Origin of the sequence: Curtobacterium sp. AG1037, assembly GCF_003349855.1 — a bacterium.
GTDB classification, from domain to species: Bacteria; Actinomycetota; Actinomycetes; order Actinomycetales; family Microbacteriaceae; genus Curtobacterium; species Curtobacterium citreum.
In genome coordinates, this window is the sequence record NZ_QQAO01000013.1 from 1 (window position 1) to 12,933 (window position 12,933).

The 12,933-nt window shown below is 73.8% G+C and carries 12 protein-coding genes; 8 read left to right on the plus strand and 4 right to left on the minus strand.

The features are described from left to right. Positions 1-166 precede the first annotated feature (166 nt). The 3 genes from DEU32_RS15500 to DEU32_RS15510 all read left to right on the plus strand — a co-directional run bounded on the left by DEU32_RS15500 (position 167) and on the right by DEU32_RS15510 (position 1,957). Complete coding sequence (locus tag DEU32_RS15500) at positions 167-340, plus strand: CsbD family protein (protein WP_114851332.1); 174 nt, start codon at positions 167-169, stop codon at positions 338-340. 61 nt (positions 341-401) lie between these two features. Continuing rightward, positions 402-1,538 carry an Asp23/Gls24 family envelope stress response protein gene (locus tag DEU32_RS15505; protein WP_114851333.1) on the plus strand — a complete coding sequence of 379 codons (1,137 nt, stop codon included), beginning with the start codon at positions 402-404 and terminating at the stop codon, positions 1,536-1,538. Next, positions 1,535-1,957: an MFS transporter permease gene (locus DEU32_RS15510; RefSeq protein ID WP_114851334.1), complete on the plus strand. Its 423-nt coding sequence runs from the start codon at positions 1,535-1,537 to the stop codon at positions 1,955-1,957. Before DEU32_RS15505 ends, DEU32_RS15510 begins: the two co-directional genes overlap by 4 nt. Before the next feature lie 160 nt (positions 1,958-2,117). Here the strand turns inward: DEU32_RS15510 and DEU32_RS15515 are convergent, their stop codons facing one another. Genes DEU32_RS15515 through rimK form a run of 4 tightly spaced genes read right to left on the minus strand, consistent with a single transcriptional unit; the run spans position 2,118 to position 8,148 of the window. Next, positions 2,118-3,083 carry an NAD(P)-dependent oxidoreductase gene (locus DEU32_RS15515; RefSeq protein WP_114851335.1) on the minus strand — a complete coding sequence of 322 codons (966 nt, stop codon included), beginning with the start codon at positions 3,081-3,083 and terminating at the stop codon, positions 2,118-2,120. Beyond that, positions 3,080-5,833: an alpha/beta fold hydrolase gene (locus DEU32_RS15520; RefSeq protein WP_114851336.1), complete on the minus strand. Its 2,754-nt coding sequence runs from the start codon at positions 5,831-5,833 to the stop codon at positions 3,080-3,082. Before DEU32_RS15520 ends, DEU32_RS15515 begins: the two co-directional genes overlap by 4 nt. Continuing rightward, positions 5,830-6,912 (minus strand): 3-oxoacyl-ACP synthase III, encoded by a 1,083-nt coding sequence (locus DEU32_RS15525; protein WP_376983783.1) that lies wholly within the window; start codon positions 6,910-6,912, stop codon positions 5,830-5,832. Before DEU32_RS15525 ends, DEU32_RS15520 begins: the two co-directional genes overlap by 4 nt. Before the next feature lie 57 nt (positions 6,913-6,969). Beyond that, positions 6,970-8,148 (minus strand): 30S ribosomal protein S6--L-glutamate ligase, encoded by a 1,179-nt coding sequence (gene rimK / locus DEU32_RS15530; protein WP_058740865.1) that lies wholly within the window; start codon positions 8,146-8,148, stop codon positions 6,970-6,972. A 70-nt stretch (positions 8,149-8,218) separates the two neighbouring features. Here rimK and DEU32_RS15535 point away from each other — a divergent pair, with 70 nt between their 5' ends. The 5 genes from DEU32_RS15535 (at position 8,219) to DEU32_RS15550 (ending at position 12,909) form a co-directional block, all read left to right on the plus strand. Next, the gene (locus tag DEU32_RS15535) at positions 8,219-8,680 is read left to right on the plus strand and encodes a RimK/LysX family protein (RefSeq protein ID WP_114851337.1); all 462 of its coding nucleotides are present in this window, start codon (positions 8,219-8,221) and stop codon (positions 8,678-8,680) included. Positions 8,681-8,948: 268 nt separating this feature from the next. Beyond that, complete coding sequence (locus DEU32_RS15540; protein WP_114851338.1) at positions 8,949-10,772, plus strand: alpha/beta hydrolase; 1,824 nt, start codon at positions 8,949-8,951, stop codon at positions 10,770-10,772. An 83-nt stretch (positions 10,773-10,855) separates the two neighbouring features. After that, entirely contained in the window at positions 10,856-11,443 is a 588-nt protein-coding gene (locus DEU32_RS15545; protein ID WP_114851339.1) for a hypothetical protein, read from the plus strand. A gap of 517 nt (positions 11,444-11,960) precedes the next feature. Continuing rightward, positions 11,961-12,116: a hypothetical protein gene (locus DEU32_RS17305; protein ID WP_181819314.1), complete on the plus strand. Its 156-nt coding sequence runs from the start codon at positions 11,961-11,963 to the stop codon at positions 12,114-12,116. A gap of 121 nt (positions 12,117-12,237) precedes the next feature. Beyond that, complete coding sequence (locus DEU32_RS15550) at positions 12,238-12,909, plus strand: peroxiredoxin-like family protein (RefSeq protein ID WP_114851340.1); 672 nt, start codon at positions 12,238-12,240, stop codon at positions 12,907-12,909. The last annotated feature ends 24 nt before the right edge of the window (positions 12,910-12,933 follow it).

Genomic DNA, 12,933 nt, shown 5'->3' on the forward strand with positions numbered 1-12,933 from the left:
TGGACACCACCCTCGGCCAGCAACTCCCGGTCCTGGTCCACCTCACCGGCGGCACCAGAACCGCACTGGCCAAGACCACCCGCGTCCACTAGGACCATCCGCTCAGCGCACCACCACCACCGGGGCGTCCGGAAGGCGCACCCGCACACACAGGAAGGAACCCACCATGGGACTCGACGACAAGATCAAGAACGCCGCTCAGGACGTCGCCGGCAAGGCGAAGGAGGCCTTCGGCAACGCCACCAACGACGACTCCAAGGTCGCCGAGGGCAAGAAGGACCAGGCCGCCGCGAGCACGAAGCAGACCGGCGAGGACATCAAGGACGTCTTCAAGAAGTAAGCAGCCGACGGCCGTCGCTCCCGTCACGGGGGCGACGGCCGTCCTGTTCGAGGAGGAAGCCATGCAGCACGATCCGAACGCCCGGACGCAGATCACCGAGGTCGACCTGCCGTCCGGACTCACCACTCCGCTCCCCGAGGACGCCGGCCCCCTCGCGGTCGCCGCGCGGACCGCCGCGGAGACGGCGCTCGGCGTGCCGGGCGTCCACCACCTGGGCGGACTCGTCGCGCGCGCAGCCGACCGCGTGCGCTCCCAGCTCGGGCGCTCCGCCGGGGCGCCGGGGGTGCAGGTCGACGAGGTCGACGGGACGCTCGACGTCACCGTGTCGCTCGTCGTGACGTACCCGCAGCCCGTCCGCGAGGTCGCCGAGGAGGTCCGCCGTCAGGTGACCGCCGCGGTCTCGCAGCTCGGCGCCGGGCAGCCCACCACGGTCGACGTCCGCGTGCTCGACGTGCACGGGCCGTTCGACGACGAGCCCACCGCGATCGACAAGGCCAAGGACGCCGTCGGCGACGCCGTGGACCGCACGAAGGACGCCGTCGCCGGTGCCGCGGAGAACGTCCGCGAGGGCGCTGCCGAGGTCGCCGAGCGGGCGAAGGACGTCGCACAGGACGCCGCCGACGCCACGCGCGAGGCCGCCGGCAGGGCGAAGGACGCCGCCGGCGACGTCGCCGACCGCGCCCGTGATGCCGCCGCCGACGCCGGTGACCGCATCGCCGACGCCGCGGACACGGCACGGGAGCGCACCGCCGACGCCGTGGACGCAGCCCGGTCGACCGCGTCGGACGCCGCCGAGCGTGCGGCCGAGAAGTCGTCCGAGGCCGGCGACGCCGCGAAGGACGCGGTGCGTGCCGCGAAGGACGCCGCCGTCTCCGCCTCCGAGGAGGTCCGCGACCGGGCTTCCGGCGCCGCAGCCGCCGCGACCGACGCAGCGGCCGACGCTGGTGCCGCTGCGTCCGACGCCGCCGACTCGGCGGCCGACGCGGTGCGCGGCGAGGGTGCCGGCACGGCCCGCGGCGAGCACGAGGTCGACACGGGTGCGTCCGACGCCGCCGGTGCGAGCACCGACGAGCGCGTCGCCGATGCCCTCGACGACGCCGCCGACCGCATCGAGCACGCCGCCGACGTCGTCCGTGACGAGGCCGACACCCGCCGTGACCACGACGCCGACACGGGCGGAGCCGAGGCCGGACGATGAGCGCCGTGTGGTCGGGTCGGCGGGCCCGTGTGTCCCGTCCGCCCCGGCCCCGGCCGCGGGGCGTCTGGATCACCTCCGGGATCGGCATCGTCCTGGTGCTCGCGATCGCCCTCGGCGCGTACCTGCCGCTCGTCGGGTTCCTCGGGGGCGTGACCGCGACGACCGCGGGCCTCGTGCCCTTCCCGTTCCTGCGGGTCACCCTCGTGACCCTGCTCGGCGCGGTGGTCGTCCTCGCCCTGGTCGTCCTCGGGCTCACCCGACGGCACACCGTCACGACCGTGTTCGCCGTCGTGCTCGCCGTGCTGGTGAGCCTGGCGGTGACGGCCTACCCGGTCGTCACCGTGGCGATCGCCTCGGCCGACCGTGCCGGTGACGTGTGGCCGATCGTCACCGAGCTCTGGCAGCGCTTCACCGGCTGACCTCCCATACGGCCGCGGCGAGCCCGTGACCCGAACACGGGTTCGCCGTGGCTCTCCCGTGCTGCCGGGCACGGCCTGACCGCCACTCCACGGCCTCAGCGACACCTCACGCGCGTCGACGCGCGTGAGGTGTCGCTGTGCGCGTGGACACGCCCGCGGCTCAACGACCGGCGAGCCGCCGGAGCCCCTCGTCGATCGACACCGTCGGCGCCCACTGCAGGTCGGCCCGGGTCCGCCGCTGGTCGAACCAGTGCGCGGTCGACAGCTGCTCCGCCAGGAACCGCGTCATCGGCGGCTCGTCGGTTCCCGGACGCACCCGCCAAACGGCCTCGACGACGGAACCTGCGACCCGCGCGAGCCCGGCGGGCACGTGCCACCGCGGTGCCGGGACGCCCGACGCCGTGCAGATCCCGGCGAGCAGCTCCCCCACCGGCCGCGGTTCGCCGTTCGTCACGACGTACGCGTTGCCGTGCACGTCCGGGTCGGCCGCGTGCTCGAGCGCCGCGACCATAGCCGAGGCTGCGTTGTCGACGTAGAGCGTGTCGATGAGCGCCGCCCCGGAGTCGAGGAGCGGCAGCCGACCGGCTCGGGCCCGCTCGACGATCCGTCCGACGAGCTGGGTGTCCCCCGGCCCCCAGACCAGGTGCGGGCGGACCGCGACGACCGCGAACCCGGGGCCGTCCGCCGCGAGCGCGAGGAGCTCGGCCGCGGCCTTCGTCCGGGCGTAGTCCCCGCGGGCGGCCTCGGGCTCGGCCGGACCCGCGCCGACCCCGGCGAGCGACGAGCCCGTGTGCGCCACGGATGGGGACGACACGGCGACGAAGCGCTGCACTCCCGACGCGCGTGCCGCGTCGAGTAGGGTCTGCGTCCCCGTGACGTTGACGCGTGCGAAGTCCGCGGGGTCACCGGCGAGCGACACCTTCGCCGCGAGGTGCACGACGGCGTCGACGTCGGCCACGGCCGCGCGGACGGTGTCGGTGTCGGTCACGGAGCCGAGCACGTCCGTCACGCCCTCGACCCCGGACGGCCGGCGCTGCAGCGTGCGCACGGTGTGTCCGGCGTCCCGCACGGCGTTCGCGGTCGCGGCGCCGAGGAACCCGCTCGCGCCGGTGACCAGGACCCTCACGGGCGGGTCCGTCGCGGGTCGCGCACCCGACCACCGCCGAGTACCCCCGCCGCCCAGCGCGCCAGCCGGGCACGGTCGACCTTCGAGTTGTGCCGGACGTCCGTCGGCAGCACCGGGACGACGAGCACCGCGGCGACGGGCACCCCGGCGGCCGCACGGACGGCGGCGGACAGGTCGGCGGACGCGGGTCCCGGTCGGCGGACCGGCGGGACGGTCTCGACGACGGCGACGACCTGCTGTGTGCCGGCGGGTCCGATGCCGGCGATCCCGGCACGGCCGACCCCGTCGACGCCCTCGATCCGCTGCTCGGGTCCGACCGGTGTGACGACGCCGGCGGGCGTGGTCACGACGTGCTGGAGGCGCCCCTCGATCCACAGGCGCCCCTCGGCGTCCAGGTGACCGACGTCCCCGGTGCGGTGGCCGCGCGGGTCGTCGACCCCGTTGCGCGAGACCCGGTCGGTGCGCCAGAGCCGGTCGTACCGGTCGCGCACGTGCGGCGCCGCGACGACGACCTCGCCCGTCACCCCGGGATCGTCCGTCGGCGCGCCGGTCGGCACCCCGTGCTCGTCGAGCGGCGCGATCCGGACCCGGACGCCCGGCGCGGGGACGCCGACGCAGATCCCGGACCCGACACCGGATCCTGCCGCGACACCCGAACCGCTCCCGGCGGCGGCACCGCGCACGCCGTCCAGGTCGACGTCGGTCATCAGCAGGCCCTCGGTCATGCCGTAGGGCGTGTGCGCGGAGGCGTTCGGCATCAGGCGCGCTGCGGCCTCGAGCAGCGTCGCGGACACCGGCGCCCCGGCGGACAGGAACAGGCGCACCCCGGCGAGCACGGTCCGGTCGGCGTCGGTCAGCGCACCGGCGGTGTCGACCACGTTCGCGAGCGCCGCCGGAGACAGGAACACGACCGTCGCGTCGACCGCGGCCACGGCGTCCGCGACCGCCCGCGCGGTCAGCGTCCGGGGCGCGGTGACGTCCATGTCCGGCGCCACCGAGCGCGCGCCGAGCGCCGGTCCGAGGAGCGCGAACGGCGCGAACCCGGCGACGAGCCCGGTCCCGACGCCCACGCCGTACTGCGCCGCGAGCACGTCCCGGACGGCGCCGAGCTGCCGGTGCGTGTACACGACGCCCTTCGCCGGCCCGGTCGAACCGGACGTGAAGAGCACGGCGGCCCGGTCGTCGGCGGACGGTTCGGCCGGCAGGGCCCGCCCCGACGCGAGCAGGCGGGCGCCGCGACGTGCGACCTCGGCCAGGGAGTGCTCGACGCGGAGTGCCCGACGAGCGGGTGCGGGGAGCGCGAGGGTCGCGATCCGACGGCCGGGCCAGCCGAGCGCCCGCGACGCGGCGAGACCGGGCAGCGCGCCGACGATCCAGTCCGGTCGCGCTCCGCGGACCGCACGGGTCAGACCGCGCAGGCCGAGTCCGGCGTCCGCGACCACGACGACGGCACCGATCCGGACGCACGCGTACAGGACTGCGGTCAGGTCGGCGCCCGGGGTGACGAGGAGCGAGACGCGGTCGCCGTGCCGGACGCCGAGGTCGGCGAGCCCGACCGCGATCTCGTCGACGCGCCGGGCGAGCAGACGCCAGGAGACCGTGCGCGGGCCGCCGGGTGCGGCCATCTCGACGAGCGCGGGGCCGTCGGACGCGCGCTGGTCGTCGAGTGCGGCCCACAGCGGGCGGCCCGCGTCCGCCGCGGGGTCTGCATCGACGGACGGGAGGCGCGGGCCGGCTCCGTCCCGCGGCCCTCCGTCCGGCAGGTGGTCGCCGAGCCAGTCGGTCACCGCGCCCGCCACGTCGGCGTCGTCGGGCAGCAGGTGCCCGGCGCCCTCGAAGCGGTGGACGTCGGCGTGCGGCAGCCGCGCGGTGAGGTCGTCGAGGTACCTCTCCAGGAACACCGGGTCACGAGGGCCCCAGAGCACCAGGGCCGGGACGTCGAGCGCGGCGACCCCGGCGGCGATGCGGTCGAGCTCGACCGCGCTCGGGTGCGCCGCGTCGACCGGGATGTCGGCGACGAATCCGCCGATCCCCCCGCGCCGTGCGGCGCCGCGGTAGGGCGCCCGGTAGGCGTCCGCCGTCGCACGGTCGAGCCGTGGGTGCGCGATCGCGAGGGTGGTCTCGAGGAACGCGGGCGTCAGGACGGTGCCGCGGCCGAGCACCTGTGGCCGGAGCGCGAGCCGGAGCGGCGCGGGGATCGAGGCGTCGTCGGGCTGGTGCACCGCGGTGTTGCACGTCATGACGCCGACGACGGCACCCGGGTGGTCGACCGCCCAACCGAGGGACACCACGCCGCCCCAGTCGTGTCCGAGGGTGACGACGGGACCGGTCAGGCCGAGCGTGTCGGTGAGGGCACCGAGGTCCCGGACGCGGTCGGCGAGCCGGTGCAGCGTGCCGGTGCGCTCCGAGAAGCCCATGTCGAGCTGGTCCACCGCGACCACGCGCCAGGCCGGGCCGCCGGCGCGGGCGACCTCGAGGGTCCGCGCGGCGACGGAGCGCCACAGGTACGACCACGTCGGGTTCCCGTGGACGCAGAGGACGGTGCCGACCGGGGCGACGCCGAGGGCGTCGAGCGAGCCGGCCGTGTCGAGGAGGTGCCAGGTCCGCGCGGGGCGATCCGATCCTCCAGGCCGGTCCGTGCCACCCGGCACGGTGACCAGTCGCGACCAGGCCGGGTCGAGTCCGGGCAGGGGCGGCGGGAGCGTCGCCGGAGCCGTTGCGGCGGCGACGCGCGGGAGGCCGGACCTCACCAGCGCAGTTCCATCATCGCCGTGTTGATGCCGGAGCCCACGCCGCCCAGGAACACCCGGTCACCGCGGGTGATGCCGCCACGGGCGACCTCGTCGGCGAGGGTGATCGGGATGGACGCCGGACCGACGTTGCCGTACCGCTGGTACGTCGTCGGGACCTTCGCACGCGGGATGCCGATCGCCTCGACGAAGGCGTTCGTGTGCACGTCGGACACCTGGTGCAGCACGTACCGGTCCATGTCGGCCCAGTCGAAGTGCGCACGCGCCTCGTTCCAGGCGGCGACCACGAGCTCCATGCCGCCCTTGAGCAGCATCTTCGCGTCCGTGAACATGCCGTCCACGCTGCCGACGCACAGGTCGTACCACTGGGTCGCCGCGCGGGTGACGCCGCCGACGATCCGGTGCCCCTCGGGGTGCACGTCGGACGGGCCGAGCACGGCGGCCGCGGCACCCGACCCGAGGGTCAGGCTCGCGAACTCGCTCATGAAGTCCTTGCGGTTCCGACCACCCTGGTTGAGGCGGTCGATCGTGTTGAGCTGCACCTGGTCGGCGTCCTCGCCGTCCACGACCAGCGCGTACTTGATCTGCCCGGAGTCGATCATGCCGGCGGCGACGCTCATGGCGTTGACGAAACCCAGGCAGGCGTTCGCGATGTCGAAGTTGATCGCGGACGACGGCAGTCCGAGCCCGTGGTGCAGGCGGACGGCGACGCTCGGCTCCAGGTGCGGGCGCGTCACCGAGGTGTTGATGAGCAGCCCGACGTCCTCGGGGCGGATGCCCGCCTCGGCCATGGCACGGCGGCCGGCGTCGATCGCGGCGTCCTGGAACGTCTGGCCCTCGCCCCAGTTGCGGCGCTCCGTGACACCCGCCACCCGCTCGAGCAGGCCCATGGGCAGCCGCAGGCGGCGCAGGGCACCACGGAGGCGTGCCTCGATGTCGGCGGAGGTCGTGACGCGCTCCGCCGTCGTGGTCGCCACCGACAGCAGCGACACGTTGTGGTGCTTGGCGGTGGCGTTGCCCGGGCGCTCCACGTCGTCGTTCGGGGTGGGGTCGACGGGGCGGTCAGCGAGTATCGTCACCGGCTCATACTTCCGCATCATGGCTGGGTGTGGGGTCCGTCTCCGCGGAACGCAGGGTCAGGCGTCCTTCGGGAGCTTGCGCACCTTGCTCCGACGGCGGCGGCGGTCGGGGATCATCGAGCGCATCTCCTCGAGCTTGCCGAAGCACAGCAGCCGGTCGCTCGCCTGCAGTTCGACGCCGCTGCGGGGGTTCGGGATGACGGTCGCACCGCGGTGCAGCGTCAGCACGGTGATGTCCCGGTCCCACAGCCCGGACTCCTTGATCGTCTTGCCGACCAGGTCCGCGTTCGTGTGCACGAGCAGCTCGGCGACGCCGTACCCGGTCGAGACGCTGAGGCGCTGGCGGACGTCGATCTCCGGGAACGCGACCTGGTTGCCGATGAAGTCGATGATCGCCCCGGCGACGTCGAGGCCGGTCGCGCGCTCGATGCCCTCGAGGCCCGGCGACGAGTTCACCTCCATCACCAGCGGTCCCTCGTTGCCCTCGAGCATGTCGACGCCGGCGACCCGCAGCCCCATGATCTGGGCCGAGCGGACCGCGGCCTCCTCGTACTCCGGCGACAGCGTGACCTTCTCGACGGTCCCGCCCCGGTGCACGTTCGAGCGGAACTCGTCCCCGCTCGCGCTCCGTCGCATCGCGGCCACCACGCGGTCGCCGACGACGAGCGCGCGGATGTCCCGGCCGCGGCTCTCCGAGATGAACGACTGGATGAGGACGTTCTGCTTCGTCGAGTGCAGCGTCTCGACGATCGACTCGGCGACCTTGGCCTCCGGCGCCAGGATCACGCCGATGCCCTGCGTGCCCTCGAGCAGCTTGATCACCACGGGCGCGCCGCCGACCCGGTCGATCGCGCCGCGGACGTCCGCGCGGCTGTTCACGAACGTCGTCGCGGGCATGCCGATGTGGTGGCGCGACAGGATCTGGTTCGCCCGGAGCTTGTCGCGCGAGTTCGTGATGCCCGTGGCGGTGTTCGGCGTGTACACGTCCATCTGCTCGAACTGCCGCACGACCGCGGTGCCGTAGTACGTGATCGAGTTCCCGATCCGGGGCAGCACGGCGTCGTAGTCGCTGAGGAGCCGGCCGCGGTAGAGCAGGTCGGGCTCGTCGGCGGTCAGGTCGATCGCGAACCGCAGGGTGTTCAGCACCTTGACGTCGTGCCCGCGGTCGATCGCCGCGGCACGCAGGCGCTGCGTCGAGTACGCGTGCGGGGCGCGCGACAGGATGGCGAGTTTCATCGGGGTGCTCCACGGGGGTTCGAGGACGTCGACGGCGACGCTCAATCAAAGCATGCGACAGGATGGGCGCATGGCCCGGAACCCGACGATCGCAGGATGGCGCGAGTGGGCTGCCCTGCCCGCCCTGGAGCTGGCCTGGATCAAGGTGAAGCTCGACACCGGAGCCCGCAGCTCGGCGCTGCACGCGTTCGACCTCGAGGAACTCCCCGGGGACCGCGTGCGCTTCTCGGTGCACCCGTGGCAGGACTCCGACGCCGATGCCGTCACCTACGAGTGCGCCGTGCACGACCGCCGCATCGTCCGCAGCTCGACGGGCCACACCCAGGAGCGCATCGTCGTGCTCACGCCGATCACCCTCGCCGGGGTCACGGTCGACGCCGAGGTCACGCTGAGCAACCGCGACCAGATGGGCTTCCGGATGCTCGTGGGGCGGCAGGCGCTCCGGCAGGCGTTCCTCGTCGACCCCGCGCGGTCGTTCACCGCCGGGCGTGCCCCGAAGGAGATCCGGCGCCGCAACCGCGGTCGCGCCTGAGGCGCGCGGGCGCTGCGCTGCGCGCGGCCTGCGCGCGGCGCGGGCGCGCGCGCGGCCCGCTTCCGCACCACCGGAAGCACGCCGCGCCACGTCGATCCGTGGTGCGGGGTGCGCAACGCTGTGCGGAGCGCACCAGCGTGCGCCGCTGACCGACGGGAGGCACGGGGCAGGCCCGCCCCGTGCCTCCCGTCGGGAATGAACATGTTTGGCTCCCTCTCTTGTGAAATGCTACGTTCCACACATTGCCCGATGGCGATGGGGGTGGGCGATGGGGATCGAGTTCGACGAGGCCGCGGCAGCGCGGCTCGTCGCGTGCGCGACGGAGGCCGCGCTGGCGCTCCGCGGGAGCGCGCTGCCGCGCCGCGGGGCGGCGGAAGCCGCGCTCCGCGACTTCGCGGGCGGGTACGCGCGGTGTTTCGAGGCTGCACGGGTGATCGAGTCCGGCGACCGGGTGCGGCTCGCCGCGGCCCTCGACGACCTGGCCGACCAGGTGCGGATCGCGCGGCACCAGGCGGACCAGGAACGGCGTCGGCTCGCTGATCACGCTGCCTGGCGCGCGCGGACGGCGCCGCGGGAGCACGCACTGGTGGGCGTCGGCGCCGTGTGGGAGCCCGTGCTCGACGTCAGCGCGGCAGTGTTCGACCCGGAGCCGTCCGACGCGCCGGTCCGTCCGACGCCGGTGTCCGCCGCGTTCCGTCCCCGGCGTCGCGCCCGGATCGCGGGGCACTCGGGCGGTCGGAGCAGTGCCGACCCGGAGCACCTCCGACGGTTCACCGCCACCACCCGGGCGCTCGACGGCGCGATGGAGCAGGACCTCGTGCGCGTGCGGAACGCCTGGTCTGGGTTCACGAGCCGGTGCGGGTGGGTCCCGATCGACGTCGCGACCCTGCCGCTCGGGTTCGGCGAGCTCCTGGCGGAGAACGAGGAAGACGCGGGCTGGGCCGAGCGGATCGCGGACGCGTTCGCAGCGGCCGGCGGTGGGACGCTCGCGGACGCCGTGCTCGATGCCGCCGGGAGCTCGACGCTGCCGCACGCGGTGGAGCGGCTGCTCGATCCGTCACTGACCCCGGCGCAGGTCGCCGAGCGGTGGCGGGCGCTGGGGTTCACCGCCGACGACCTCCGGGCGCTCCCGCTGACGACCCAGATCCGGGTGGCGGCCCTGGACGGAATCCCGGCGGCGTCGCGAGACGTCGTCTCGCGTGCGGTGCTCGCGGCAGCGCTCCGGGATCCCGGCCGGCTCTACCGGGTGTTCGGGCTGGCGTACACGTACGGCGCGGTGAGCCTCGAGGACTTCACCGAGCAGGTGCAGGCTCTGGCGGCGGGGTTGCGGCAGGCCGACCAACTCGCGCCGGACCTGGACACACCATCGGACACCGTCGCCCAGCTCGTCGGCTTCGGCGTGGCGAACGGTGCGCCGGTCGCAGCGATCTCGGTCGGCAACCTCAACACCGCGACGAACCTGACGGTCAACGTGCCCGGCGCCACCACGACCCTCGACAGCAGCGGCCAGAAGGTCCGGGCGGCGTCCGCGCTCCTGAGGGCGGCTGCCAGAAAGAGCGGAACGGACTCCTTCGCAGTCGTCTCCTGGTTCGGGTACCGCGCGCCGGCCTTCGCCGAAGTGCCCGCCCAGCAGCGCGCCGCGGCCGGCGGCGCGACGCTCGCGTCCTTCCTGGACGGGATCCACGACAGTCGAGGGACCACACCTCGTTCTCTGTCGGTCCTCGGCCACTCGTACGGCTCGACGACCGCTGCCGAGGCACTCGAGCAGGTGCGGTACCCGGTCGACACCTTCGTCACGTACGGGTCGGTGGGCTTCACGGAGGCGACCAAGCCAGAACACCTGCGCGCCCGCCACGTGTTCGCGACGGAGGGTGAAGCGGACCACACCGCGATCTGGGGGCGCATCGGCCGGACCGACCCCCGGGACGTTCCGGGCGTCCAGGTGTTCAGCTCCGAAGCGGCCGCGGGCACGCTGGCCGTCACCGGCCACGACATGTTCCCCGAGAGGGACGGCCAAGTCGGCTACCTGAGTCCGGACGCGACCGCGCAGCAGAACATCGCCTCGATCATCGCCACGGGAGCCCCTCGATGAATCGCGCCAGATCACTCTGCGCCCTGCTGACCGCCGCCCTGCTCGTCGGAACCCTGACGGGCTGCACGAACCGAGGAGGACCCATGCCGACTGACGCTGCCGGGCTGACCCAGGAAGACGTCGCGACGATGTCCCTGCACGAGGAGTTCGAGGCGTACCGCCAGCACTACGAGCACATGCAAGAGCTGCTGGCGGGCGCACAACGGTCGGTCAACCACGGCCCCTGGGACTGGATCGGCGGGGACCGTGTGCCGGGCATCGGTGGCGACGGCCTCGAGCCGCTCCCGGGCGCAGACACGCTCAACAGCTACGACCTGCGGACCGATCGGATCTGGGAGCCCCCGGGAGCCACGGGTGATGCTCGGGACCTGCAGCCGATGGTCGACTACTTCGACGAACAGGGCTGGCGACACCGCGAGGGCCACCCCGGCCGCGACCACGACACCTGGGCCAAGACCGACGACGGCTGGCAGATCGAGTACGTCGTCCAACCCAACGGCAGGTACTCCCTGACCGTGTACAGCGAACTCTTCTGGACCAACGACGACCTCGCGCTCATGGAAGCGGTCGGCGGCCGCACCGACGGCGTCTACCCGGAGGCGTCCCTGCCGGGCGAGTACCCGCCGTTCCCGGACTGGGACGACCCGATCATCAACCCCCCGAAGATCTGATGCGCCGGTCGAAGCGGCTCGCGCTCGTCGGCACGACCCTCGTGGTGTCACTGCTGCTCACCGGGTGCTCGACACGAGGAGGCCCCATGCCCACCGACGCCGCCGGCCTGACCCAGGAAGACGTCGCCGCGATGTCCCTCCACGAGGAGTTCGACGCCTACCGCCAGCACTACCACCACATGCAGGAGCTACTAGCGGGCGCACAACGCGCGGTCAACGACGGCCCGTGGGACTGGACCGGCAGCGATCGTGGCACAGAGGTCGGTGGCGACGGCGTCGCCCCGCTCGCGGGCTCGGACGCCGTGAACAGCTACTTCCTCCGCACCGATCGGATCTGGGAGCCCCCGGGAGCCACGGGTGATGCTCGGGACCTGCAACCGATGATCGACTACTTCGACGAACAGGGCTGGCGGCACCGCGAGGGCCACCCCGCCGGGACCACGACACCTGGGCCAAGACGGACGACGGCTGGCAGATCGAGTACGTCGTCCAACCCAACGGCCGATACGTCCTCACCGTGTACAGCGAACCCTTCTGGACCAACGACGGCGACGCGCTCTCCGAGGCGGTCGGTGGCCGCAACGACGGCGTCCACCCGGAGGAGTCCCTGCCCGGCGAGTACCCGCCGTTCCCGGTCTGGGACGACCCGATCGTCAGCCCCCCGAAGATCTGATGCGGCTGCACTCCGTGACCTCCCGTGACGCAGCCGGTACCGGCGTCGATCGCTCGCGCCTACGCTCCACGCACCGGCACCGACGCCGCAGTTCCGCCCCGCCCGACCCGAGGAGCCGACCGTGACCGACCAGACCATCGCCCGCCAGGTGGACGAGTTCAACGAGGGCTTCACGGCCCAGATCGGCCCGGAGCTGTCCGCGGTCTTCGACGGCGAGCAGCGCGACCTGCGGAGCGCCGGTGTGCCCGGCGGTGTCGTCGCGGTGGGTGACGCTGCGCCCGACGGGCCGCTCGTCACCCCGACCGGCGAGACGACCTCGCTGCCGGCGGTGCGTGGGGACACCCCGACCGTCCTCGTCTTCTACCGGGGCGCCTGGTGCCCCTACTGCAACATCACGCTCCGGACGTACCAGCAGGAGCTCCTGCCGGCGCTGCAGGAGCGCGGCGTGCAGCTCGTCGCCGTCTCGCCGCAGACGCCGGAGGCCGCGGAGCAGTCCATCGCGAACGGCGAGCTCGCGTTCCCGGTGCTCACGGACCCGGAGAACGTCCTCGCGGGGCGGTTCGGCATCGTCACCGAACCGAGCGCCGCCGCGCGGGCGGCGCACACGCAGCTCGGCTTCGACGTGGCCGACAGCAACGCGGACGACACGGCGGCCGTCCCGTTCCCCTCGGTCTTCGTCCTCGACGACTCGGGGGTCGTCCGCTTCGCGGACGTGCACGTCGACTACACGACGCGCACCGAGGTCGCCGAGGTGCTCGCCGCCGTCGACGCGCTCAGCGTCGCGACGCGCTGATCCGACGACCGGTCCCGCCTTCGA

Excerpts from the sequence above, each read along its gene's own strand:
- DEU32_RS15500 (WP_114851332.1), top strand. The coding sequence starts at position 167 with ATGGGACTCGACGACAAGATCAAGAACGCCGCTCAGGACGTCGCCGGC.
- DEU32_RS15505 (WP_114851333.1), top strand. The coding sequence starts at position 402 with ATGCAGCACGATCCGAACGCCCGGACGCAGATCACCGAGGTCGACCTG.
- DEU32_RS15510 (WP_114851334.1), top strand. The coding sequence starts at position 1,535 with ATGAGCGCCGTGTGGTCGGGTCGGCGGGCCCGTGTGTCCCGTCCGCCC.
- rimK (WP_058740865.1), bottom strand. The coding sequence starts at position 8,148 with ATGAAACTCGCCATCCTGTCGCGCGCCCCGCACGCGTACTCGACGCAG.
- DEU32_RS15535 (WP_114851337.1), top strand. The coding sequence starts at position 8,219 with ATGGCCCGGAACCCGACGATCGCAGGATGGCGCGAGTGGGCTGCCCTG.
- DEU32_RS15540 (WP_114851338.1), top strand. The coding sequence starts at position 8,949 with ATGGGGATCGAGTTCGACGAGGCCGCGGCAGCGCGGCTCGTCGCGTGC.
- DEU32_RS15545 (WP_114851339.1), top strand. The coding sequence starts at position 10,856 with ATGCCGACTGACGCTGCCGGGCTGACCCAGGAAGACGTCGCGACGATG.